Below are 24,808 nucleotides of genomic sequence, written 5' to 3' on the forward strand. Positions count from 1 at the left end.
TCCCGCTCGCGCCACTCGCGGTCGGGCTGTGCCGCGCTCGCGTTGACTGTCCAAGACACGCCGTAACCGCCGGGCGCTCTACGGCGTGTCTTGGACACTCAACGGGCTAGGGCGCGGCGCGGGCGCCGCCGGGCTCAGCCCTGCGTCGGGATCGAGCCGGTGATCGCGGTGGTCGCGGCCTCGGCGGCCGGCATCCGGTGCTCGGGGTGACGACCCGAACGGTCCTCGACGCGGTACGACACGACGGCGACGATGAGCCCGCCGAGGGCCAGCACCGCGCCCACCCAGGCGGGGGCCACGAGCCCCAGGCCCGCGGCGATCGCGAGGCCGCCGAGGAACGCACCGAGGCTGTTGCCGATGTTCAACGCCGAGTGGTTCAGCGCGGCGGCGATGGACTGGTTGTCTTCGGCGACGTCCATCAGCCGGGTCTGGATGCCAGGGCTCAGGGCGGCGCCGCAGAACGCGACGAGGAAGGCGAAGACCACGAGCGTGACGATCCATCCGGCGGTGAGCGCGAGCCCGACGGACGCCGCGCCGAGCGCGAGCAGGCCGACGAAGAGCCAGAACCGCAGGTCTTTGTCGGCGAGCGCCCCGCCGACCACGTTGCCCACCGTCATGCCGACGCCGACGAGCACCAGGACGAGCGACACGGCCCATTCCGGCTGCCCCGCGACCTCGGTGATCATGGGCGCGATGTAGCTGTACATCGCGAAGAAGCCGCCGAAGCCGACCGCGCCGATCCCGAGGGCGAACCAGACCTGGCCGATACGGAACACGCGCAGTTCGTCGCGCAGCCGTCGTCCCGGCGCGCCGGGATGCTTCGGGACGAACAGGGCGATGCAGATCGTCGCGAGCACGAAGATGCCGGTGACGACCGCGAACGCGGCGCGCCAGCCGACCTGCTGTCCCAGGAGCGTTCCGAGGGGGACGCCCACCACGTTGGCGATCGTGAGTCCGGTGAGGACGAAGGCGACGCCCTTCGCGCGGTTGCCGGGTCCGAGGGCATCGGCGGCGACGAGAGCGCCGATGCCGAAGTACGCGCCGTGCGGGAGTCCCGCGAGGAATCGCGACGCCGCGACGAGCTCGAACGTCGGGGCGATGACGGTCAGAAGCGTGAAGAACGCCAGGGCGGCCGCGAGCACGATCATCACCCGGTGCCGCGGGAAACGCGCGACCGATCCCGCGATCGTGGGGGCGCCGACGACGACGCCGAGGGCGTAGAGCGACACGAGCCAGCCGGCTTGGGCGATCGCGTCGTCGGGCGACGCGGCCCACACGGTGGGCACCAGTTCGCGGGCGATGTTGGGCAGGAGACCCATCACCACGAACTCGGTCATGCCGATGCCGAAACTGCCGATGGCGAGAGAAAGGAGCGCCCGCATCGCCGCACCTCTCGAGGTCGTCGAAGAGGTCACCCGACGATGGTAGTCGGCGGGAGAACGCCTGTCGAATCGTTTCGAGGCGAGGGGCCGCCGCCCGCGTGAACGCCGGATGCCGACGAACGGCAGTGGGGTCGGATGTCAAGCTCGGCCCCCGAATCCGGCGATGTCAGCGGGACCGACTACGATCGACGGCGGCTGCCGGACGGTGTTCAAGGGGGACGGATGTCAGTGGGGAAACCTGTAAAGGGTCGGCGTGCGCTGCCGCGCGTCATCGCGGCGATGGTCGCTGTCGGCGCGCTCGTCACGGTGACCGCGTGCACGAACGGCGAGGCGCAGATCACGCCCACCCGACTGCTGCAGTCCGTCGCCGTCGGGGTCACCACCGACGCCGCCATCCAGAGCGTGCAGTCCACGACGATCGCCATCGGCAACTCCCCCTCGGAGACGACCAGCGAGACGGCCTCGTTCACCCCGGCCGACGTCGCGAACGACATCCCCGTGCGTATCCGCACCTCGTACCGCACCGCGGACTCGAGCGGCACCGACCTGGGCGACCTCAAAGGCTACTCGGGCCGCGTCGAGATCGACGTCACGGTCGAGAACCTCACCGTGAAGCCCCAGGAGCTGACCTACGACGCCGCGGGTCAGTCGCGCACACGCGAAGCGCTCGTGGGCGCGCCCCTGACGATCGCCGCGTCGACCGTCCTCGGAGGCGTGGCCCCCAGCCGCGTGGTCATCGACTCCGACACCGACTCCGCCGTGACCAACGGCGTGCTGAGCCGCTCCGACGACGGCGACGCCGTGGTGCAGTGGGCGTCGCTGCTCGCCCCGCCCTCCGGTCGCGCCAGCAGTACCCTCACCCTTGTCGCCGACGTCGACGACTTCTCGGTGCCCGCGTTCGACATCGCGGTGCAGCCGGGGATCTCGACCGATCCGTCGATCGGCGGTGTCCTCGACGCGGCGTTCAACGACGACCCCACGTCGCAGCTCGCCCTCCAGCGCCGCACCATCGAGGTCGTCGCGGCGGTCAACGAGGTGCTCGGCCGCGCGGGCACCACGATCACCGAGGTACGCACGAACCTCGAGAGCACGGCCGACACCCTGGGTGTGCGCACGGCGCGAGAGCTCGCCGATAGCACCACCTCGCTCGGAACGTCGATGCGGGGTCTCACCGCGCAGCTCACGGGTCTGCAGTCCGACCTCTCGACGACGGTGAACGGAACCAACTCCGCCGTTCTGCAGCAACTCGGCAGCGCGCTGTCCGCGGTGGACGGCATGCTCGGCGACACCAGCGCACCGCCGCCCCCGTCGATCCCGAGCGGCAGCGGATGCTCCGCGACGTCGACGATGCCGGGCGAAGCGAACACGATCTACGGCAACATCCAGCGTCTCGCGGTCGAGCTCGACAACTACGCCTCCGCCGCCGACGAGTGCAAGGGCGAGGTGCAGAACGCGCTGCGCTCGACCATCGGCCCCGACGCTCCCAGCGCCGACACCTGCCAGACCCCGTCGACGACGTGCGCCCTGTTCAGCGCCCAGGGCGAGGTCAACGCGACCCTCGCCCAGCTGGTGGTCGACGGTCGCGAGCTCGTCGACTCTCTCAAGCCCGAGCTCATGTCGTCGGTCGTGACGCAGTTCGACCATACCTCGCAAGCCGTCGAAGCCGTTCAGGACGCGACGAAGAAGGTCACCGACGGCCTCCCCGACGGCTCCGTCCCGCAGTCGCTGGGCGAGGTCAGCGCGGCGCTCGACACGCTGTCGGGTTCGCTCGGATCGCTCAACTCCGCGCTGTCGCAGGTCAACCAGATCGCTCGCGACGCCCAGACGGAGTTGGGCAACCCGGATGTGCGCGGCTCGATCCGCGAGCAGGCGAACCGACTGGCGGACGAGATCTGCACTCTCGCCCCGGACGACGACGGGACTCCCCCCGGCGGCGGCAACGAGCCCACGCCCAAGCCCACCTCGACGTCCGGAACGGGCGGCGACGGCACCGGTGACGACTCCGACGCGAAGAGCTCCTCCTCCCCGGTCGTCATCGGCGGCCCGACGCTCGCCGAGGTCGACCGTCTGCGCTCCTTCCTCACGTCCGAGGGATGCGAAGGAGACCAGCTCTCGACCCCGTGGGGTTATTCGACACCGCTCCTCGACCGCCTGAAGGCCGACACCGCCGCGTGGATCAGCGTCGATGAGAAGACGCAGCCCTCCGGCGACCTCGGCACCGCCATCGCGGGCCTGCTCGACCAGACCTCGAAGGTCCGCGACGCGGTCAACCGCATCAGCTCCTCCGCGTGGAACGGCAACGAGAACCTCACCGCCCTGGTGACCTCGCTGACCGACTCGACGAAGGCCCTCGCCGACCAGCGCTCCGAGCTCGACCAGCGCATCAACGCCCTCAAGAAGCAGCAGGACGGCCTCGGCCCGAGCATCGAGCGGGCATTCGCCGACGCCGACGCCGAGGCGGCCAAGAAGGTCTCGGCCCTCATCGAGGAGCAGGTGCGCGTCATCTCGGCCCGCGGGAAGACGGATGCCGCCACCATCGGCGCCATGTTCGACCGTTCCGTGTCGGGTCTGACCTCGACCTCGACCGACATCGCGCAGAGCGGCAAAGAGACCGTCGAGTCGCAGCGCGACGATCTCACCGCCGCCGGCGAGGCGATCTCGCAGAGCGTCTCCGCGCAGACCCTGTCGTCGCTGTCGTCGATCTCGTCGAGCATCGGCGCCGCCACCCGTGACACGGACGGCGCGTCCTCGCTCCTGCAGGCCGACCTGAACAAGGTCCTCCTCGACCTCGGCGATCGCCAGGTCAACGGGTCGGGACTGCTGGGGTCGATGGTCACCAGCGCCGCGAAGGTCGACACCGCCGACGTCCAGCTCGCCCTGGCCTCACAGCAGGCGCAGGGGTACGCCAACGTGCGCTCCGAGGACGTCGCCGGCATCCTGCTCCAGCAGGCGCAGACGCAGGCCTCCCTGGAAGCGGGAGCGAAGCTGCCGCCGTTCCACATCGAGGCTCCCGCGGGCGCCGCGACGCAGACGGTGTACACCTTCCGGATCGGAGACGGCAAGTGAAGCGTCGCACCGTCGCCCTGATCGCCGGGGCCGCCGCCGTGGTCCTCGTCGCCGCCGGGGTCACCACCTGGTCGCTCACGCGCCCCACCGAGGCCCAGGCGGTCGGCTCGATCCCCGTCGCGATCTCGGCACCGGTCCCCGATGGCCTGACGATCGGCGTGATCGTCTCGCTCGCCTCCGCTCCGGGCGAAGGCGCGGAGTGGAAGGATGCCGCGAACGGCGCGGTCGTGGCCGCCCGCCGCCTGGCGCTCGGCGGTCACGACATCACGGTCCGCGCCGTGGACGACAAGGGAACCGCCGACGGCGCTCGCGCCGCCGCGCAGGAGCTCGTCGACGACGGAGCCGCCGGCATCGTCATCGCCACGAACGGGTCGCACGTCACCGGCGCGGTCGAGGTCGCCCGCTCGGCGGGCGTCCCCGCCGTCCTTCCGTACGTGAGCGACGGCTCGCTCGCGGGCGACGGCGTCTGGTTGACGGGCCCCACGAGCGACGCGATCAGCGCGGCTCTTCCCGCAGCGCTGAAGGGCGCCTCGTCCGTCCTCCTCGTGGACGCCGGGTACGGTACACCCGCGGGTCTCTCCCCCGCCGCCATCGTGCCGTTCGCCGCCGGCGGTGACGCCGCGGCCTTCCGTGCCGCCGTCGCCGCGGCCCGTGGATCGCGTCCCCTCGACGCGGTTCTCATCAACGGGCCCGCCTCGACGCAGGCGAGCGTGGTGCAGCTGCTCCAGAGCGACGACGCCGATCTCCCGATCGTCGTCACCCCCGAGGCCACGTCGCCGGCGTTCTCCGAGGCGCTCGTGTCCGCGGGCGGCACCCTCTCGACCGACCTGACCACGGTCGGCGCGGGCTGGAGCGACACCGTCGCCCTCTCGTCCGACGCCGATGGCCGAGCCATGTCCGCCTTCCTCGCGGGCGTGCGCGTCGTCGCCGACGACTCCTCGGCCACGACGCTCTTCGAGGACCGCTCGTTCGCCTCCGTCGCCGGCCTCGCCGACTCGCGCAGTCACGACGCCACCGTCCTGCTCGCGCTCGCCGCGGCATCCGCCGGTAGCACCGAACCCTCCGCGGTCGCCTCGGCGCTCGGCACATTGTCGGCCGGCGCGGCCGACGGCATCGCCGGTCCGCAGCTCGACGGCACGAAGCCCACCGCCCTGGTCCCCGGAATCGTTCCCCTGTATTCGGCGGATCAGAACCTGGGTCTGCGCCCCCTGTCGACCGACACCACCGCACCGCTGGTGTGGTTCGCCGGACAGCCCGACTGACATCTCCCGGAGGCTCCGATGCGTCTGCTAATCGCGATCGACGAAGACGAGCAGGTGGTCGACCTCGCCCGTCACCGCAGCCAGGCGACGCTGGGCGAACTGATCGCGGCGGCGACGGGACACGATCTCGCCCCCGACACCCTCGTCGCGGTCGATGCCGAGCGTCACCCCGCCTCGACGGCGCTGAGCGAGGTGCTGATCCTCGAGGGCACCCGCATCGCCCTCTCGGCGTCGCCCCGACCGAAGCCCGCGACAGACTGGACGGCGACCCTGTCCGGCGGGTTGGAGGCCGGACCGGTCGTCGACGTGCCGCGCGGGCGGGCGCTGATCGCGGGACGCTCCCCCCAGGCCGACCTCAGGCTCCCCACCACGAGCGCCTCGTGGGAGCACTTCTCGGCCGCGCGCGACGAAGACGGGCTCCGCGTCGACGACCGCGGATCGACGAACGGCACCCTCGTCGACGGCACAGCCGCCGCCGAGGACGGCACGGTCGTCGAGGGTCCCGCCGTCATCACCGCGGGAGGCACGACCGTGCTCCTGCGCCCCTCGATCGATGAGACCCCCGCCCCCGAGCCCGGTTCGCTGCACAACATCACCCCGGCCGCGACCGCGCCCTTCAACCGTCCGCCTCGGCCCGGTCGGCCCCCGGAGCCCGACCCGATCACCCCGCCCACTCGCAAGGACGTCCCCCCGGCCTCCAAGTTCAGCATCATCACGGTCGCGGCTCCCCTGGTGCTCGCTTTCGCGATGGTTCTCATGCTCGGCGACGCACGGTACGCCCTGTTCGCCGCCCTCAGCCCCGTCCTGGGCGTCGGCGTCTGGTTCGAGCAGAAGCGCCGCCACACGAGGAACGTCAAGGAAGAGGACGAGCGGTTCGCGCAGGCCCTGCAGACCCTGCGCGACGACATCGCCTCGGCCGGTCAGGCCGAGAAGGCCCGGAGGATGGATGCCATCCCCGACCCGGCCACGACGCTCCGGCGCGCCGCGATCCCCGCGACCACGCTGTGGCAGCGCCGCGCGGGCTCGCCCGACCTGCTCGCGCTGCACGCCGGCATCGGCGATGTCCCGTGGCGCCCCGCGATCGACGAGCGTTCCGGCACCCGCCTCGAGGACGAGGTCCGCGAGATCATCGACACCGCCGCGATCCCCGCGGCGCCCGTCGAGATCGACCTCACCGCGGGCGGGGTCGTGGGAATCGTCGGCGACCGCGACGGCGCTCTCGCCCTGGCCCGGAGCCTCGTCATCCAGGCCGGGATCCACGTCGGCCCGGCCGATCTGACCGTCGGCGTTTTCTGCGATGCCGGCCGCTCTCCCGAATGGGCGTGGGCGGGTTGGCTCCCGCACACGCGCCGACAGGGCACGGGCACCCAGGAACGCTGGATGTCCGACAACCGCGAACGCAGCACCGACCTTCTGCGGGGCCTTCGCGACGGCATCCACGACATCCCGACGGCGGCCGTTCTGTTGGTGCTGGACTCCGACGTCCTGACCGAGGGGCGCAATGCTCCCGCGCGCGAGTTGCTCGGCCATGGCCGTCCGGACGGTGCGACCACTCTGTCGCGCGACCGCCAGGGCGTGCAGGTCTCGGGGATCGTCCTCGCGTCGTCCGAAGAGCAGCTCCCCGCCGCGTGCACCGTCGTGGTGCGGGTGGCGCCGGATGCCGCGGCCACCGTCACGCGTCCCGGTGACCTCGTGACGGTCGACGACGTCATCCTCGCGGGCATCGACGTCGACACCGCCGCGGCGGGAGCCCGCGACGTCGCCCGCTTCGACGATCCCGAGCTCGTCGTCCCGGGCGCAGCGCTGCCCGGCCTCGTGCGCCTCCCCCCGCTCCTCGGCCTGGACGAGGTGACGGCGGACGCGGTCCGCGAGCTGTGGGCCAACGCCCGCGGTATCACGGCCCCGATCGGGACGGGCGAGGGCGGCACGATGGAGCTCGACCTCGTGCACGACGGCCCGCACGGCCTCGTCGGCGGCACGACCGGCTCGGGCAAGAGCGAGTTCCTCCGCTCGCTCGTCGCGGGGCTCGCCCTGCGCAACGACCCCACCCGCCTGAGCTTCATCCTCATCGACTTCAAGGGCGGCGCGGCCTTCGCGGCGTGCGAGCGGCTCCCGCACACGATCGGCACCATCAGCAACCTCGACGAGCAGCTGGCCGACCGCGCCCTCCGCTCCCTCGAGGCCGAGATGCGGCGGCGTCAGCGCATCTTCGCCGCGGCGGGCGAAGGCGTCGACAACCTCGACGCCTACCTCGCGACGAAGCCCGCCGAGCCCATGCCGCGGCTGCTGCTCGTCGTCGACGAGTTCGCGATGCTCGCCAAGGACTTCCCCGACGTGCTGTCGTCGCTCGTGAGCGTGGCCGCCGTCGGCCGTACGCTCGGCGTCCACATGATCCTCGCCACCCAGCGCCCCGCGGGTGTCGTCAACGACGACATCCTCGCGAACACGAACCTCCGGGTCGCTCTGCGCGTGCAGAGCCGCGACGACTCGAACAACGTGATCGGTGTCCCGGCGGCATCCGCGATCGGTCGCGCCCAACGCGGTCGCGCGTACATCAAGCGCGGACAGGACGACATCGCGCCCGTGCAGACCGCGCTGGTCACCGGCGCCTCGGAGCGCGCCGTCGTCGAGGCCGTCGAGCTGCAACCGGTGACGTTCTCGGGGATTGCTCCCGCGGCGAAGACGACGGTGGTCGACGACTCGACGACCGACCTCGACGTCGTGATCGAGGCCATCCGCGCGGCGGCCGACGAGGCGGGGATCGCCGCTCCGCGACCGGTGTGGCCCGAGGCGTTGGGCGCCCGTGTGCCGCTGGCCGGGTTCGGCGACGACGCCACGGCGTCGGGGGTCCTCGCGGTGGGCGGCGTGCAGGGTGCGGAGGTGTTCTTCGCCCTCGCCGATGAGCCGGACAGTCAGCGGCAGGTCGCCGCCGGGTGGAACCTGTCGCGGGGCAACCTGCTCGCGGTCGGCATCCCCGGCAGCGGCACCAGCACGGCCCTGTCATCGATCGCTCTGGCCCTCGCGGCCGAGTCGCACCCCGACGACCTCGACATCCTCGTGCTCGATGCCGGTGCCCGCGACCTCGCGCCCCTCGCCGACCTGCCCCACACCGTGGCCTACGTGGGGGCCGGGGGCGGTGCGCGCGAGCAGCAGGCGCGATTCCTGCGCCACCTCCGCACCGACCTCGAGCGGCGCCGCGCCGACGAGGGACAGCGGCGCCGCGCGATCGTGCTGATCGACGGGCTGGCGGCCCTGCGCGACGAGTTCCAGGACCACGAGGGACAGCAGCTCCTCGACGGCCTCTACCGCGCGTACGCCGACGGCCCCGAGCTCGGCCTGCATTTCGCCGTGTCGACGACCCGCGCCAAGGCGGTCCCCTCGGCGATCGACGAGGTCACCACCCAGAAGTGGATGTTCCGCCTCGCCGACCCCTACGACTACACCTCCGCGGGCCTGCGCCCCAAGGACGCCCCGGCATCGGTACCGGGTCGCTGCGTCCTCGCCGAATCGGCCCGGCAGGCGCACGTCGCCACCCCCGTCGGCGGCTTGGCCAGCGCCGTCACCCGCGTGAAAGAGACGTACGCGGGCGCCGCGCCGAAGGCTCCCGTGGTGGGCCGCCTGCCCGAGCAGGTCGGGATCGCCGACCTCGGCGTCGCGGCCGACCTCCGGCAGGAGCCGTGGCGCATCCCCATCGGCGTCGCCGAGTCCGACCTCGCCCCCGCTTTCCTCGAGGTCTACGAGGGCGAGCACGTCCTCGTCGCCGGACCCGCCCGCTCCGGCAAGTCGACGCTGCTCCTCGCGATCGCGCAGGCCCTGCGGACGACTCCGGATGCCACGGCCCCGGTGACCGTGTGGGGTGTCTGCGGTCGCCGCTCACCGCTGGCCACGGCCGACCTCGACCGCGTCGTCGTCGGATCCGACGACATCCCCGCGCTCGTGGCATCCGTGCGTCTCGAGAAGGGGCCGGTCGTCATCCTGGTCGATGACGCCGAGTCGTTCGAGGATTCCGACCAGTCGCTCGCGGGGCTGCTCACGATGTCGCAGCCGCACGTGCTGGTCATCGCGGCGGGACGCTCCGCCGACCTCCGCGCGCAGTACTCCGGCTGGACGAAGACCCTGCGCAAGTCGCGCTGCGGGGTGCTGCTGCAGCCCGACGTCGACTACGACGGCGATCTGCTGGGCGTCACGCTCCCCCGCCGCGCCCCCGTCGCCGTCACCACCGGCCGCGGGTACGCGTGCGTCGCGGGCGCGGCCCGCTTCGTCCAGGCGGCGGGGCCGTCGGTCGCCGTCCCCGCGGGCTGAGCGGAACGCCTGCTCCGCACGCGACTCGGCGCGCCCCAGCGCGACTCCGCGCGCCTCAGCGCGTCGTGATGCCGAACGGCGGGCTCACGAGGTCGGTGAAGTTGCCGACCCGCGCACGGACCGTGCAGTCGGGGGCGACCGACAGCGCCGTCACCACGAGACCGTCCGATGAGACCGTCAGCGCTCCGGCGCACCCGTCGCTGAAGCGCACCCCGCTGGTCCCCCCGGCGACGGCGTCGAGCATGGCGCTCGGCTCCCCGACCGACGGGCTCGTGAACAGGGGGTTCACCGGATCCGGACCGCTGGGCCAGACGGGGAGCAGCGTGACGGGCAGCGCCGTCCCGCCGACGGTGCGAGAGGGCGTCGTGACCTGAACGCTGCGCAGCCGCTGCACGGGATACGCCGCCCCCGACACCTCGGAGTCCGAGATCGCCTTCGTCGTGGCCGCCGCGGCCGCCTTCAGCCAGGCATCGACGGCCTCTTGGCCGTTCAGCGCGATCGAGACCTGGGCGGTGACGGTGACCGAATCCTGCGTCGGGACGGTCAGGCCGTCGACGCTCCATCCGCACGGCACCGAGATGCCGGTGACGCTCGCCTGGTTGCGATCGACCGTGGCGTCCGACCACGTGACGGCGGGACACGCGTCCGATTCCGCGGCGCCGGGCAGCACCTCGAGGAACGGCCCGCCGAGGGGAGCATTCTGCGCGCCGTACTCGATCGTGACGGTCGCCAGCTTCTTCTCCGGGTCGTAGCTGACCGAGCGGCTCACGCTCAGTCCGGTCGGCAGGGCCCGGTCCTGCTGGCTGGAGGTCACGACGGGTCCGGCCGCGGCCGGTGCGGCCTCCCCCGCGGGAGGACGGAACAGGAAGAACGCCGCGACCGCGGCCACGGCGACCACCGCGGCTCCCGCGATCCAGAGGGCGCGGCCGCGCGGCATCCGGGTCCACAGCGAGGTCTTCGTCTCGGTCTCTGCCTCGACCGGCTGGGGCGCCTCGCGGCGGGGCATCGGCCGGAGCACGGTGGCCTGGCTCGCCGCACCGAGGTCGGGGGCGGGCTCATCCGACGGCACCGCCACCGGTTCGGGCCCCGTCGGGGCGACGCCCCGGAGCACGGTTGCGGGCCTTTCCGCCTCGGCGAAACCCTCGGGAGCGGCGACCGGCGTGAGAGCCGCGAGCTCCGCGACCGACCCTCGCAGGCGCCGCAGGGTCGTCGCGGCCTCCGCGGCCGAGGGGCGATCCGCCGGGGCCTTCGCGAGCAGGCGGGCCAGAACGCGCCAGAGGTCATCGGGCACGTCGAGCGGGGGCACTTCTGCGCTGACGTGCCGATACGCGACGGTGAAGTCGGTGCCGGGGCCGGCGAACGGCGTCCGCCCGGAGAGGAGTTCGTAGAGCAGGATGCCGCTGGCATAGACGTCGCTCGGCGGCCCGGCCTCTCCGATGGTGACGAGCTCGGGCGACATGTACTCGGGCGTGCCGATGACCGCGGTCGTCGAGCGCCGACGCTCGTCGAGCACGCGCGCGATGCCGAAGTCGACGACACGGACGGCAGCCCCGGGGTCGTCGCCGTCTCGCGCGTCACGATCGAGCAGCACGTTGTCGGGCTTGATGTCGCGGTGGACCGTGCCCACCGCGTGCGCGGCGGCGAGCGCGTCGAGCACGGCCGCGGTGAGGGCGACGGCTTCGGCGGGCGGCAGGGTGCCGCGCTCGTCGAGGGCCTGACGCAGGCTCCCGCCCTCGACCAGGTCCATGATGATCGCGAGGCGCTCGCCCTCGACCACGAGGTCGCGCACCGCGACGACGTGCGGGTCGCGCAGTCGGGTGAGCACGGTGCGCTCGCGGATGAAACGTTCGACGAGGTCGGCATCCTGCGCGTGTTCCCGGCGGAGCACCTTCGCGGCGCGCAGTGATTCGTCGCGCACGTCGCGCACACGCCAGACTTCGCCCGCGGCGCCGGATCCGATCCGGTCGACGAAACGGTACGAGGCGCCCAGCGCCTCACCGATCTCCGGTTCCACCCGTTCCCCCCGCTCTCCCTCTCTCAATTTATCCGGCCGCGCGCTTCGATCCTGACGCTTGCGCGGCGCGTGGTCCCGCCGCTTGCGCGACGCGCGACGGCGCGGCAAGGGGCCGCCGAGCGGACGGCCGCGCGACGCCCGCCCGGGTCAGCGCGGACTCACTCCGATGCGGCGTCGTCGATCGCGCGCTCGAGGCGCTCGATCTTGCCGTCGATCTCGCCCGTGCGGCCGGGTCGGATGTCGGCCTTGAGCACGAGCGACACGCGCGAGCCGTACGGCAGGACCGCCTCGGTGGCGCGCTTGACGACGTCGAACACCTCGTCCCACTCGCCCTCGATCTCGGTGAACATCGAGGTGGTGCGGTGAGCGAGGCCCGAGGAGCGCACGATGGAGACCGCGGCCGCCACGGCATCGTGCACCGACCCGTCGGTGTTCTCGGCAGACAGGCTGCCCGTTCCGGACGGGGCGACGGAGAAGGCGACGAGCATGCTGTCGAGGTTAGTCGGCCGTCGCCGCGACCGTCGTCGTGCGGCGGCCCGTCACCAACTCGCGCAGGTCGCCGGGGCGCGCGACGCGCCCCACGGGCACCCGCACCACGCGCACGATCGCCCACACCATGAGCACGAGCGCGAGGATGTTGCGCGCCTCGAGCAGGAAGACCGGGAAGGGAGCGGGGTGCGTGGCCATCAGGCCGTCGTAGACCATCGGGTACATCCACTGCGTGAGCCCGGCGATCACGAGGGTGAGCGCCGCGAGACCGTACCACCGACGACGATCGATTATCAGCCCGAGGATCACGGGGGCGAACACCCACACGTAGTACTGCGGCGAGCCGACCTTGTTGAGCGCGATGAACGCGGTCACGAGGGCCAGCGAGAGCGGTGGGAACAGGGTCACGAAGGTCGCGCCCGCCCAGAGCTTGCGCGCACCAACGACCGCGACACCGGCCATGACGAGGAGCATCAGCGGGGTCATGATCGCGATGACCGGCTCGACGCCGGGACCGGTCACCTGGAACGTGAGCACGCCGCCGTCGTAATAGACCTCCGAGCCCGGGACGTAGAACGAGGCGAGGATCATGTACAGACCCCCGACGGGCGCCTCCATCTGGATCCCACGCGAGGTCTGATCCCCCACGAAGCCGAGCACGAACGGCGCACCGCCCAGCGCCACCACGGGGATGACCGTGGCCAGCGACACCGCGACCGCGCCCCAGACGAGCGAGAGCCGGCGACGCACCACGATGAGTCCCGCCGCGAGGATCGCCGCGGGCCATACCTTCATCCACACCGCGATCGACAGGAGGACGGATGCCACGAACGGCCGCCGCACGAGCCAGATGCTGCCGAGGATCGCGAACGGCACCGTGATCCCGTCGATACGGTAGAGCCCCACCGGCCCGATGAGCAGGATCGCGGCGAGCCAGAACCACGCGGCCACGACCCGGCCGGTCGAGCGGCCCTTGCCGACGAGGATGACGAAGGCGACGAGGTTCGCCAGCGACACGGTGAGCGCCCACGCCGGGGTGTAGCCGATCGCCCACGCGAACACCCACGCGAAGGTCATGGGCACGAAGGCGAGCTGCGGGTAGATCCACTTCTCGGTGATGCCGGGCCATTCCCACGTCGTGGACCGCGTGCACGAGGTCACGTCGATGCCCCCGAACAGCGCGCAGCGCGACCAGGGTTCGTACACCAGGTACACGTCACCCATGGGTTCGTTCGGCTGCTGGTAGCCGAGGACCGCCACGGTGACGTGCACGGCGACGAACGCGATCAACAGGGGAACGACACGCCTCAGCACCGCCTCATCCTAAGCGGGAGACCCCCGACGGCCCGGACGGGCAGCCGCCCTCGGCCGGTGCGGACGCGGCAACCGTTACGCGATCGAGTCCGACAGCACCTCCGCGATCACCCGCGGCAACGCCTCCGCCACGTCGAGCGCGGTGATCGGCCCGCCCGCTCCCCCGTGGATCCCGGATGCCGCCCGCCCGGCCGTCCCGTGCAGCCACGCCGCCGTCGCGGCGCACGCGGCGAGGTCGTCGAGACCGACGCGATCCTCGGCGACCGCGCCCGCCGTCACGGCGCCGAGAACTCCCGCGAGCACGTCACCGGTCCCCGCGGTCGCGAGCCAGGGTGTGCCCGCCCGCACCCGACGGGTCCACCCGCCCGCGGTCGCGACGATCGTCGTCGCCCCCTTCAGCAGGACCACGCCGCCGAACGCCGCAGCGGTCTCGCGCGCCGCCTCCTCGCGAGCGTCGTCGTCCGTGGCATCCATCGACGGCAGCCCCAGATCGGAGCGGAGACGATCGAGTTCCCGCGCGTGCGGCGTCACGATGACGGGGGCGCTGGCCCCGACGACGAGATCGAGCGCACCGGCGTCGACGACGACGGGGAGGTCGCCGTTCAGCAGGCCGCGCAGCGCCGCCGTCTCGGCCGCGTCACGCTCGGCGGCATCCGTTCCCGATCCGATCACCCACGCCTGCACGCGCCCGTCGGCGGTCACCGTCTCGGGTCGGCGCTGCAGCACGAGATCCTGCGCGCGCTCGGGTCCGAGGTAGCGCACCATGCCCGTGCCGGTGCGCCACGCGGCCTCGACGCCGAGCATCGCGGCGCCCGGGTACCGGGTCGATCCCGTGCGAAGACCCACCACCCCGCGGGAATACTTGTCGTCGCGGGCCGTTGGCCTCCGCAGGGCGCGGGAGGCATCCTCCCCGGTCCATTCCTTCGCCGTCATGGCGTCACCATAGAACGCAAAGGTCCCCGTGAGCACCCTCTTCACACCCCTGTCCGTCCGCGGTATCGAGACGCGCAACCGCCTGTGGGTCTCGCCCATGTGCCAGTACAGCGCGACCGAGGGGATGCCGAACGACTGGCACCACGTCCACCTCGCCCAGTTCGCGGCCGGGGGTGCGGGCCTCGTCATCGCCGAAGCGACCGCCGTCTCCCCGGAGGGGCGCATCTCGCCCGACGACGTCGGCCTCTGGAACGACGCACAGGCCGAAACGTGGGCCCCGATCGTCGCGGCGATCCGCGCGCGCGGTTCGGTCGCGGGCGTGCAGCTCGGCCACGCGGGACGCAAAGCGTCGACCACGTCGCCGCTCACCGGTGGCCGCGGCAGCGTCGCGCCCGCGGACGGCGGCTGGACGACCGTCGCCCCCTCGGCGCTCGCGTACGACTCCTTCGCCGAACCGGTCGCGTTGGATGCGGCAGGCATCGAGAAGGTCGTCGCCGATTTCGCGGATGCCGCCCGCCGGGCGGTCGCGGCCGGATTCGAGGTCGTCGAGATCCACGCCGCCCACGGCTACCTCCTGCACCAGTTCCTCTCGCCGCTGACCAACCACCGCGACGACGCGTACGGCGGCTCCTTCGAGAACCGCGTGCGCCTCGTCGTGCGCGTGACCGAGGCCGTGCGCGCCGCCGCTCCCGACGCCGCCGTGTTCGTCCGGTTCTCGGCGACCGACGCCGCCGAGGGCGGGTGGGACGTGGCCGACACCGTCGCCGCGTCCCGGCTGGTCGCCGAGGCGGGCGCCGATCTCATCGACGTCTCGAGCGGCGGGCTCGTGCCGCATCAGCACATCGTCCCCGGGCCGGGATACCAGGTCGACTACGCGGCGACCGTCCGCCGCGAGACCGGGCTGCTCGTCGCCGCCGTCGGAATGATCGACGACCCGACCTTCGGCGAGCAGATCCTGGCCGACGGCCGCGCCGACGCGATCCTGTCCGCCCGCGAATGGCTCCGCGACCCGCACTACGCGCTTCGCGCCGCGGCGACGCTCGGCGACCCCGTTCCCGCTCCCGCGCAGTACCTCCGCGCCTACTGATCCGCCTTCGAAGAACACCGGATGCCACGAGGCCAGGGCCCCGTGGCATCCGGTGTTCTGCGTTCAGGCGAAGCGGCGACGCGCGGTCGCGTCCTGCACCTCGCCGACCAGCTCTTCGATGACGTCCTCGAGGAAGAGCACCGCGCGCACGTCGCCGGCCTCATCGCGCACCTGCGCGAGGTGACGACCGGAGCGGCGCATGAGAGCGAGGGCGTCCTCCAGGTCGGTCGTCTCGAGCACCGACACCATGTGGTGGATGCGCTTGCTCGGGATGGGGCGCGCCATGTCGGCATCCGACCCGTCCGCCGCGCGGAGCACGTCCTTGAGGTGCACGTAGCCCGTGGGATGGCCGGCCTCGTCGACGATCACGTATCGCGAGTAACCGTGCTGCGCGACCGCGCGCTCGATCTCGCCCGGCGTGGTCCGCTCCGGCAGCGTGACGAGCTCGGCCATCGGCACGGCGATGTCGGCGGCCTTCTTCTCGGTGAACTCCACGACCGCCGTGACCGTACCCGCGGCGTCGTCGAGCACGCCCTCGCGCCGCGACTGGTTCACGATGGTGGCGACCTCATCGAGGGTGAAGGTGGATGCCGCCTCATCCTTGGGCTCGACCCGGAAGAGCCGCAGCACGTGGTTCGCGGTCCAGTTCAGCGCGACGATGATCGGGTGGAACGCCTTCGACACCGCGACGAGCGGCGGGGCGAGCATGAGCACCGCCCGGTCGGGCAGCGAGAACGCCAGGTTCTTCGGAACCATCTCGCCGAACACGACGTGCAGGTACGACACCAGCAGCAGGGCGACGACGAAGCCGACCACGCCGACGGCCGCCTCGGGCAGCCCGGTGAGCCCCAGCGGCCCCTCGAGCAGGTGGTGGATCGCCGGCTCCGAGACGTTCAGGATCAGCAGCGAGCAGATCGTGATGCCGAGCTGGCACGTGGCCAGCATGAGCGTCGCGTGCTCCATCGCGTAGAGGGCCGTCTTGGCCGCGCGAGAACCGCGCTCCGCGAGCGGCTCGACCTGCGAGCGACGCGCCGAGATGACCGCGAACTCCGCGCCGACGAAGAAGGCGTTGGCCACCAGCAGCACGACGAGCCAGGCGATTCCTGCCCAATCGCTCATCGCTGATCACCGCCCTTCGCGGCGCGCACGAGGTCGTCGATGTTCTCCTCCACCGGGTTGGCCGTGTACTCCACGCGATCGACACGACGGCCGTCCATGCGGTTCACGGTCAGGACGCCCTCCTCGATGTCGACGGTGTCCCCCACCGCGGGGATCCGTTCGAGGGTCGCCATGATGAAGCCGCCCACGGTGTCGTAGGCGTCGCCCTCGGGCACGCGGACGCCCGCACGGTCGAGCGCCTCGTCGGGACGCAGGTCGCCGGGGAAGGTCAGCGACACGGCCGTGCGCACCACGCCCGCGCGCGAGCGGTCGTGCTCGTCGAGCACCTCGCCGACGATCTCCTCGACGAGATCCTCGAGCGTCACGATGCCCGCTGTCCCGCCGTACTCATCGACGACGATCGCCATCTGGTAGCCGCGCGAACGCAGCTCCGACACGAGGGCGTCGAGGTGCACCGTCTCGGGAACGCGGAGTGGTTCGGTGGCGAGGGCCGCCACCGGCACCTCGCCGCGCTTCTCGCGGGGCACGCCGATCGCGGCCTTGAGGTGCACGACGCCGACGATGTCGTCCATCGACTCGCCGTACACGGGAAAACGGCTGTGCCCGGTCCGTCGGGCGAGCTGCACGACGTCGTCGGTGGGGTCGCCCGCGGCGAGCGCGTGAACGCTCGGGCGGGGCGTCATGACGTCGGCCGCGCTGAGGCGCGCGAACGTGAGGCTGCGATCCAGCAGCGAGGCGGTGTCCTTCTCGAGCATGCCGGCGCTCGCCGACCGCTTGACGAGGCTCGACAGCTCCTCGGCCGACCGGGCCCCCGACAGCTCCTCCTTGGGCTCCACGCCCATGGCGCGCAGCACGCCGTTGGCGCTGCCGTTGAGCACGACGATCGCGGGCTTGAAGACGGCGGTGAAGGCGACCTGGAACGGGATGACGAGCTTCGCCGTCTGCCGCGGGATGGCGAGCGCGAAGTTCTTCGGCACCAGTTCGCCCAGGATCATCGACAGCACGGTCGCAAAACCGACGCCGATGACGGCCGCGACCGAGACGGTCACCGCCTCGGGCAGTCCCCACGACGCGAACACGGGGCGCAGCAGGTTCGAGATCGCCGGTTCCATCGTGTAACCGGTGAGAAGCGTCGTCAGCGTGATGCCCAGCTGCGCGCTCGACAGGTGCGTCGAGGTGATGCGCAGTGCATCGATCGTGAGCGACAGTCGGGACTCGCCGGCTTCGCGGCGGGCTTCGAGGTCGGCGCGGTCGAGGTTGACCAGCGCGAACTCGCTCGCGACGAAGAGTCCGGTTCCCACGGTGAGGAGCAGCCCCACGCCCAGCATGACGTAATCCATCAGGCATCACCCCCGCTCGAGCGGTCGGCGGGAGAGGGTCGTTGGGGCCTGGGTCTACAACTGGGAGGGTCGTCCATCGTGCCGACGATTCTAGGGCAGCCCCGCATCCCTCGCGGCCGGTCCGATCAGATCCGTTCCGCGGGCAGGATGGGGGAATGGATGCCACCTCCCCGGCGCAGGCGCGCGCGATGTCCGCCGAGGCCGCCGTCGTCCGTCGCTTCGTCCATCGCTTCGGCCCGGTCGCGTGGGCGCACGCCGCGGCGCCCGGAGTCTCGGGGGCGCGCACGTGGCACTACTGGTGGCATGCGCATCTCGTGCACGCGTTCAGCGAGGCGCAGGAGCACCGCCCCGATCCGCGCCGCGCTCGCCTCCTGCGGGAGCTGCACCGCGGCGTCACCCTGCGCACGCTCGGGCGCTGGACCACGCCGTTCTACGACGACGTCGCGTGGATGACCCTCGCCCTCCAGCGCTACGACCTCGGGGATCGGCGGATCGAGCGGCTCGTCCGCCGACTCGACGACGCGATCGACCCCGCCGTGGGGGCTCTGCCGTGGGCGGTGGGCAGCAGCCTCTACAACGCGCCCGCCAACTCCCCCTCCGCGATCGCCCTGGCGTGGACCGCGCGACGCGGCTCGGCCGTCGATCTCGACGCGTGGGTCGCCCGGGCCCTCGACGACCCCGGGACGGGACTCGTCCGCGACGGCGTCGAGCACGGCGTCGTCCGGCCCGAGCTGTGGACGTACAACCAGGGGGTGGCGATCGGCTCGGCTCTCGCCCTCGCGGAGACGGCGCCCGACGCCGATTCCCGCGATGCGCACCTCGCTCGCGCCGCGGGCCTCGTCGCGGCGGTCGAGCGCTGGTGCGCCCCGGACGGCGGCCTGTTCCCCGCCGTCGGGGGCGGGGACGGCGGTCTGTTCGCCGGCATCCTCGCCCGCCATCTCGCGGAGGCCGCCGTGTCGTTCGCCGACGACCCCGCGGACGACGAGCGTCGAGCGGTCTCGGACAGCGCGCGACGCCTGGTTCGCGTCAACGCCGAGGCGCTGTGGGAGGGCCGTCGCGGCGACCTGTTCCCCGCCGACCCGCGTTGGGCGGCACGCGCCGACGGCGACGACCTCGACCTCTCGGTCCAGCTCGGGGCGTGGATCACGCTCGAGGCCGACGTCGCGGCATCGGTCACCGACTGACGGCCTTCACCAGCTGACGGGAAGGGCCTTGCCCTCTTCGTAGCCGGCGGCCGACTGGAGTCCGACGCGCGCACGCTCGTGGAACTCCGCCACCGTGGCCGCACCCGCGTACGTGAACGACGAGCGCACGCCCGAAGTGATCATGTCGAGCAGGTCTTCCAGGCCCGGACGCTGCGGGTCGAGGTAGATGCGCGACGACGAGATGCCCTCGGCGAAGAGCTCTTTGCGGGCGCGTTCGAACGGATCGAGCCGGCCGAAGCGCCCCTGCACAGCCTTCGTCGAGGCCATGCCCCACGACTCCTTGTAGATGCGACCGCCCTCATCGGTGCGGAGGCGCCCCGGGGACTCGATCGTCCCCGCGAACCACGAGCCGATCATCACGGATGCCGCGCCCGCCGCGAGCGCGAGGGCGACGTCGCGGGGGTAACGCACGCCGCCGTCCGCCCACACGTGCGCCCCGACGCCGCGCGCCGCCTCGGCCGTCTCGAGGACGGCCGAGAACTGCGGGCGACCGACGGCGGTCATCATGCGGGTCGTGCACATCGCGCCCGGACCGACACCGACCTTGAGGATCGACGCACCGGCATCGGTGAGGTCGCGCACGCCCTCGGCGGTGACGACGTTGCCCGCGGCGATCGGGATGCCGAGGTCCAGCGCCGCGACCTCGCGGAGCGCGCGCAGCATCTGCGCCTGGTGCCCGTGCGCCGTGTCGACGACGAGCACGTCGACCCCGGCCGCGGCGAGCGCGCGGGCCTTCCCCGCGACATCGCCGTTGACGCCGACGGCCGCGGCGACGATCAGGCGCCCCTCAGCGTCGACGGCCGGACGGTACACCGAGTCGCGCAGCGCGCTGCGCGCGGACAGCGTGCCGACGATCCGGTCGCCGTCGACCACGGCGACGATGTCGGCCTCGCCCACGAGCGCGAACACCTCACGGGGATCGCCGACCTGCGTCACCTCGACCAGCGGCGCGTCCGTCCGGGCGATGTCGCCGAGGGTGGCATCCGGGAGCGCCGTGGCCAGGCGCGGAGCGGGAACGATGCCGCGGAAGTCGGTCAGGGCGATCACGCCGTCGTCGCGGGGATCGGCGACGACGATCCCGCGGCCCGGCACGGGAGGGAGGATGAGACGTGCGTCGGCGACGGTCGCCGACGGGGGAAGGACGAGCGGAGCGTCCCACGCCACGGGCTGCGCCTTGACCCAGCCGACCGCGTCCACGAGCTCGGGCAGCGGCAGATCCTGCGGCAGGACGCCGAGACCGCCACGGCGCGCCAGCGTCGCCGCCAACCGCGTCCCGGTGACCGAGTTCATGTTGGCCGAAACCAGCGGCAGGGTCGCCCCGCTGCCGTCCCCCGGGGCGAGGTCCACATCGAGGCGGCTGCGCACCTCCGAATGCCGCGGGACGAGGAAGACGTCCGAGTAGGTCAGATCGACGTCAGGCTGAGCACCGGAGAACTCCATGGCATCCACCTCACCACATCAGGGGAATGTAAAGACCCGGAAGCCGTCCAGAAACCTCGGCTAGGGTTGAGAGAGTGCGTGACGGTGACGTCGTGCGCATTCCACAGGAATCTTCATCGAGGAAAGCAGGCGATCGACTGTGTCGAGCCAGGTGACGGGCGTCGGTACTTCGAGCGAGGGCGAGTTCGGCGCGAACGAGTGGCTCGTAGACGAACTCTACGAACAGTTCAAAGTCGACAAGCACTCCGTGGACAAGGCCTGGTGGCCGATTCTGGAGGCGTACCACCCGGTCGTCGACGGATCCGCCGCGGCCGGCAGTCCTCCCTCGGCCCCCGCGGCCGAGCCGAAGCCCGTGACGGCCCCCATTCCCGTGGTCGGTCAGGCTCCCGTGGCCCGCACCACGACGAAGCCCGCGGCTCCCCAGCCGATCCCCGCGCAGGCGCCCGCCGCGGCGCCCTCGTCGGGGACCGAGAGCACCGAAGAAGACCGCGTGACGGTCCTGAAGGGGATGCCGAAGGCACTGGCATCCAACATGGACGACTCGCTGACGGTCCCGACGGCGACGAGCGTCCGCACGATCCCGGCGAAGCTGATGATCGACAACCGCATCGTCATCAACAACCACATGTCGCGCACGCGCGGCGGCAAGGTGAGCTTCACGCACCTCATCGGGTGGGCGCTGATCCAGGCGCTCAAGGAGTTCCCGAGCCAGAACGTCTCCTACGCCGAGATCGACGGCAAGCCCTCGGTCGTGGCGCCCGCGCACATCAACCTGGGCATCGCGATCGACATGCCCAAGCCCGACGGGTCGCGCGCCCTCCTCGTGCCGAGCATCAAGCGCGCCGACACCCTCACGTTCGGCGAGTTCCTCGCCTCGTACGAAGACCTCGTGCGCCGTGCGCGCAACAACAAGCTGACCCCGGCCGACTTCCAGGGCACCACGATCTCGCTGACGAACCCCGGCGGCATCGGCACGGTGCACTCGGTCCCCCGCCTCATGCGCGGCCAGGGCGCGATCATCGGCGCCGGTGCGCTCGACTACCCGGCCGAGTTCCAGGGCGCGAGCGAGAAGACGCTCAACGAGTTCGCGATCGGCAAGACGATCACCCTCACCAGCACCTACGACCACCGCGTCATCCAGGGGGCGGGCTCGGGCGAGTTCCTCAAGAAGGTGCACGAGCTGCTCATCGGGCAGCGCGGCTTCTACGACGACATCTTCGCGGCGCTGCGCATTCCGTACGCACCGATCCACTGGGCCGCCGACATCAACGTCGACATTTCGGAGCGCATCGACAAGAGCGCACGCGTGCAGGAGCTCATCAACTCCTACCGCGTCCGCGGCCACCTCATGGCCGACATCGACCCGCTCGAGTACGTCCAGCGCACGCACCCCGACCTCGAGATCGAGTCGCACGGACTCACGTTCTGGGACCTCGACCGCGAGTTCGTGACCGGGGGTCTCGGCAACCGGCGGGTGGCGAAGCTCCGCGACATCCTCGGCGTTCTGCGCGACTCGTACTGCCGCACCATCGGCGTCGAGTACATGCACATCCAAGACCCCGTGCAGCGCACCTGGTTCCAGAACAACGTCGAGGTCAAGTACACCAAGCCCGGCCACGACGAGCAGCTGCGCATCCTGTCGAAGCTGAACCAGGCCGAGGCGTTCGAGACCTTCCTGCAGACGAAGTACGTCGGCCAGAAGCGCTTCAGCCTCGAGGGCGGCGAGTCGCTCATCCCGCTGCTCGACCAGATCCTTCAGGGCGCCGCATCCAAGGGCCTCGACGGCGCCGCGATCGGCATGGCCCACCGCGGTCGTCTCAACGTGCTGACCAACATCGGCGGCAAGACGTACGGCCAGGTCTTCCGCGAGTTCGAGGGCGCCGTCGCCGTGGGCAGCAAGCGCGGCTCGGGCGACGTGAAGTACCACCTCGGAACCGAGGGCACCTTCGTCGGCGACAACGGCGAAGAGCTCCCCGTGTACCTCGCTGCGAACCCGTCGCACCTCGAGACCGTCGACGGCGTGCTCGAGGGCATCGTCCGCGCCAAGCAGGACCGCAAGCCCATCGGGACCTTCTCGTGGCTGCCCATCCTCGTGCACGGCGACGCCGCGTTCGCGGGTCAGGGCGTCGTCGTCGAGACGCTGCAGATGTCGCAGCTGCGCGGCTACCGCACCGGCGGCACGATCCACGTCGTGGTGAACAACCAGGTCGGCTTCACCACCACGCCGACCGACGCCCGCACCTCGGTGTACGCCACCGACGTCGCCAAGACGATCCAGGCTCCCGTCCTGCACGTGAACGGCGACGACCCCGAGGCCGTCGTCCGCGCCGCGGAGCTCGCGTTCATGTACCGCGAGGAGTTCCACCGCGACGTCGTGATCGACCTCGTCTGCTACCGCCGCCGCGGTCACAACGAGGGCGACGACCCCTCGATGACGCAGCCGCTGATGACGAACCTCATTGAGGCGAAGCGCTCGGTCCGTCGCCTGTACACCGAGTCGCTCGTCGGCCGTGGTGACATCACCGAAGACGAGTACGAGCAGGCCAAGCAGGACTTCCAGAACCGTCTCGAAGTCGCTTTCGCCGACACGCACGAGGCCGAGACCGGGACGAACCCCGTCATCTCGACCGAGGCCGCCGACGACGTGCCGACCGGCGCGCCCGAGACGACCGGCGTGTCGCGAGAGGTCGTCCACCACATCGGCGACGCCTTCGTGAACAAGCCCGACGGCTTCACGGTGCACAACAAGCTCCAGCAGCTGCTCGAGAAGCGATTCGACATGAGCCGCAACGGCGGCATCGACTGGGCCTTCGGCGAGCTCCTCGCCTTCGGCTCGGTGCTCATGGAAGGAACGCCCGTCCGCCTCGCGGGTCAGGACTCGCGCCGCGGCACGTTCGTGCAGCGTCACGCGGTGCTTCACGACCGCAAGAACGGCCAGGAGTGGCTACCGCTCGCGAACCTGAGCGAGAACCAGGGTCGATTCTGGGTCTACGACTCGCTGCTGAGCGAGTACGCCGCGATGGCGTTCGAGTACGGCTACTCGGTCGAGCGCTCCGACGCGCTCGTGCTGTGGGAGGCGCAGTTCGGCGACTTCGCGAACGGCGCCCAGTCGGTCATCGACGAGTTCATCTCGTCGGCCGACCAGAAGTGGGCGCAGCAGTCGAGCGTCGTGCTGCTGCTCCCCCACGGCTACGAGGGTCAGGGTCCCGACCACTCGTCGGCACGCATCGAGCGCTACCTGCAGATGTGCGCGCAGGACAACATGATCGTCGCGCGTCCCTCGACGCCCGCGTCGTACTTCCACCTGCTGCGTCGCCAGGCGTACCAGCGCCCCCGCCGTCCGCTTATCGTCTTCACCCCGAAGGCCATGCTGCGCCTGCGCGGGGCGACGAGCCCGGTCGAGGACTTCCTCGAGGGGCGCTTCGAGCCGGTGCTCGACGATGACCGCGGTCTCGACGGCGGCGCCGTGAAGCGCGTGCTGCTGCACGCCGGAAAGATCCACTGGGATCTGCGGGCCGAGCTCGACAAGAACCCGAACCCCGAGATCGCCCTCGTCCGGCTCGAGCAGTACTACCCGGCGCCGATCGAAGAGCTCACCCGCGCGCTCGACCACTACCCGAACGCCGAACTGGTGTGGGTGCAGGACGAGCCCGAGAACCAGGGCGCGTGGCCCTTCATCGCGCTCGAGGTCGACGACAAGCTGGGTCGCCCGATCCGCGTCATCTCGCGCGCTGCCGCAGCCTCCACGGCGACCGGCTCACCCAAGGTGCACGCGAACGAGCACGCCGCGATCATGAAGGCTGCTCTCGAGCGCTGATCCTCCCCACGAGAAGGGCCCGGTCGGAAGACCGGGCC

General features: G+C 71.6%; 14 protein-coding genes. 6 read left to right on the forward strand and 8 right to left on the reverse strand.

All coding sequences use genetic code 11. The annotated features are described in order from the left end of the window. Nucleotides 1-134: 134 nt before the first annotated feature. Nucleotides 135-1,382 carry an MFS transporter gene (locus tag AB0O24_RS05805; RefSeq protein ID WP_345799724.1) on the reverse strand — a complete coding sequence of 416 codons (1,248 nt, stop codon included), beginning with the start codon at nt 1,380-1,382 and terminating at the stop codon, nt 135-137. Between the two features lie 228 nt (nt 1,383-1,610). On the opposite strand from AB0O24_RS05805, the gene AB0O24_RS05810 reads away from it, so the two are divergent. The 3 genes from AB0O24_RS05810 to AB0O24_RS05820 are packed head-to-tail and all read left to right on the forward strand — an operon-like array spanning nt 1,611 to nt 10,012. Further along, nucleotides 1,611-4,448, forward strand: coding sequence for a hypothetical protein (locus AB0O24_RS05810; protein WP_363373264.1), 2,838 nt, complete (start codon nt 1,611-1,613; stop codon nt 4,446-4,448). Beyond that, entirely contained in the window at nt 4,445-5,710 is a 1,266-nt protein-coding gene (locus tag AB0O24_RS05815; protein WP_363373267.1) for an ABC transporter substrate-binding protein, read from the forward strand. Before AB0O24_RS05810 ends, AB0O24_RS05815 begins: the two co-directional genes overlap by 4 nt. Nucleotides 5,711-5,728: 18 nt before the next feature. Then, on the forward strand, nt 5,729-10,012 hold the full coding sequence (locus tag AB0O24_RS05820) for an FtsK/SpoIIIE domain-containing protein (protein ID WP_363373270.1): 4,284 nt from the start codon (nt 5,729-5,731) through the stop codon (nt 10,010-10,012). A 55-nt stretch (nt 10,013-10,067) separates the two neighbouring features. Here AB0O24_RS05820 and AB0O24_RS05825 read toward each other — a convergent pair whose 3' ends face one another. From AB0O24_RS05825 to AB0O24_RS05840, 4 genes are all read right to left on the reverse strand, one after another. Beyond that, complete coding sequence (locus tag AB0O24_RS05825; protein ID WP_275800636.1) at nt 10,068-12,026, reverse strand: serine/threonine-protein kinase; 1,959 nt, start codon at nt 12,024-12,026, stop codon at nt 10,068-10,070. A gap of 158 nt (nt 12,027-12,184) precedes the next feature. Then, nucleotides 12,185-12,514, reverse strand: coding sequence for a thiamine-binding protein (locus AB0O24_RS05830; RefSeq protein ID WP_275800638.1), 330 nt, complete (start codon nt 12,512-12,514; stop codon nt 12,185-12,187). A 10-nt stretch (nt 12,515-12,524) separates the two neighbouring features. Further along, nucleotides 12,525-13,829, reverse strand: coding sequence for a glycosyltransferase family 87 protein (locus AB0O24_RS05835; RefSeq protein ID WP_275800640.1), 1,305 nt, complete (start codon nt 13,827-13,829; stop codon nt 12,525-12,527). A 75-nt stretch (nt 13,830-13,904) separates the two neighbouring features. Next, entirely contained in the window at nt 13,905-14,762 is an 858-nt protein-coding gene (locus AB0O24_RS05840; RefSeq protein WP_363373274.1) for an ADP/ATP-dependent (S)-NAD(P)H-hydrate dehydratase, read from the reverse strand. Between the two features lie 28 nt (nt 14,763-14,790). On the opposite strand from AB0O24_RS05840, the gene AB0O24_RS05845 reads away from it, so the two are divergent. After that, entirely contained in the window at nt 14,791-15,849 is a 1,059-nt protein-coding gene (locus AB0O24_RS05845) for an NADH:flavin oxidoreductase/NADH oxidase (protein WP_363373276.1), read from the forward strand. 63 nt (nt 15,850-15,912) lie between these two features. Here AB0O24_RS05845 and AB0O24_RS05850 read toward each other — a convergent pair whose 3' ends face one another. Beyond that, on the reverse strand, nt 15,913-16,968 hold the full coding sequence (locus AB0O24_RS05850; RefSeq protein WP_275800645.1) for a hemolysin family protein: 1,056 nt from the start codon (nt 16,966-16,968) through the stop codon (nt 15,913-15,915). Then, nucleotides 16,965-18,308 carry a hemolysin family protein gene (locus AB0O24_RS05855; protein ID WP_275800647.1) on the reverse strand — a complete coding sequence of 448 codons (1,344 nt, stop codon included), beginning with the start codon at nt 18,306-18,308 and terminating at the stop codon, nt 16,965-16,967. The genes AB0O24_RS05850 and AB0O24_RS05855 overlap by 4 nt, the downstream gene beginning before the upstream one ends. 155 nt (nt 18,309-18,463) lie before the next feature. On the opposite strand from AB0O24_RS05855, the gene AB0O24_RS05860 reads away from it, so the two are divergent. Next, nucleotides 18,464-19,492, forward strand: a complete 1,029-nt coding sequence (locus AB0O24_RS05860; RefSeq protein ID WP_363373281.1) for a glycoside hydrolase family 76 protein — start codon at nt 18,464-18,466, stop codon at nt 19,490-19,492. Nucleotides 19,493-19,498: 6 nt separating this feature from the next. Here the strand turns inward: AB0O24_RS05860 and AB0O24_RS05865 are convergent, their stop codons facing one another. Beyond that, nucleotides 19,499-20,953 carry a GuaB1 family IMP dehydrogenase-related protein gene (locus tag AB0O24_RS05865; protein ID WP_363373284.1) on the reverse strand — a complete coding sequence of 485 codons (1,455 nt, stop codon included), beginning with the start codon at nt 20,951-20,953 and terminating at the stop codon, nt 19,499-19,501. Nucleotides 20,954-21,092: 139 nt separating this feature from the next. On the opposite strand from AB0O24_RS05865, the gene AB0O24_RS05870 reads away from it, so the two are divergent. Next, nucleotides 21,093-24,770: a multifunctional oxoglutarate decarboxylase/oxoglutarate dehydrogenase thiamine pyrophosphate-binding subunit/dihydrolipoyllysine-residue succinyltransferase subunit gene (locus AB0O24_RS05870; RefSeq protein ID WP_363373287.1), complete on the forward strand. Its 3,678-nt coding sequence runs from the start codon at nt 21,093-21,095 to the stop codon at nt 24,768-24,770. Nucleotides 24,771-24,808: the final 38 nt, after the last annotated feature.

The organism is Microbacterium sp. NPDC086615 (assembly GCF_040686055.1).
Lineage (GTDB): Bacteria > Actinomycetota > Actinomycetes > Actinomycetales > Microbacteriaceae > Microbacterium.

Excerpts from the sequence above, each read along its gene's own strand:
- AB0O24_RS05820 (WP_363373270.1), top strand. The coding sequence starts at position 5,729 with ATGCGTCTGCTAATCGCGATCGACGAAGACGAGCAGGTGGTCGACCTC.
- AB0O24_RS05860 (WP_363373281.1), top strand. The coding sequence starts at position 18,464 with ATGGATGCCACCTCCCCGGCGCAGGCGCGCGCGATGTCCGCCGAGGCC.
- AB0O24_RS05805 (WP_345799724.1), bottom strand. The coding sequence starts at position 1,382 with ATGCGGGCGCTCCTTTCTCTCGCCATCGGCAGTTTCGGCATCGGCATG.
- AB0O24_RS05840 (WP_363373274.1), bottom strand. The coding sequence starts at position 14,762 with ATGACGGCGAAGGAATGGACCGGGGAGGATGCCTCCCGCGCCCTGCGG.
- AB0O24_RS05830 (WP_275800638.1), bottom strand. The coding sequence starts at position 12,514 with ATGCTCGTCGCCTTCTCCGTCGCCCCGTCCGGAACGGGCAGCCTGTCT.
- AB0O24_RS05865 (WP_363373284.1), bottom strand. The coding sequence starts at position 20,953 with ATGGAGTTCTCCGGTGCTCAGCCTGACGTCGATCTGACCTACTCGGAC.
- AB0O24_RS05850 (WP_275800645.1), bottom strand. The coding sequence starts at position 16,968 with ATGAGCGATTGGGCAGGAATCGCCTGGCTCGTCGTGCTGCTGGTGGCC.
- AB0O24_RS05855 (WP_275800647.1), bottom strand. The coding sequence starts at position 18,308 with ATGGATTACGTCATGCTGGGCGTGGGGCTGCTCCTCACCGTGGGAACC.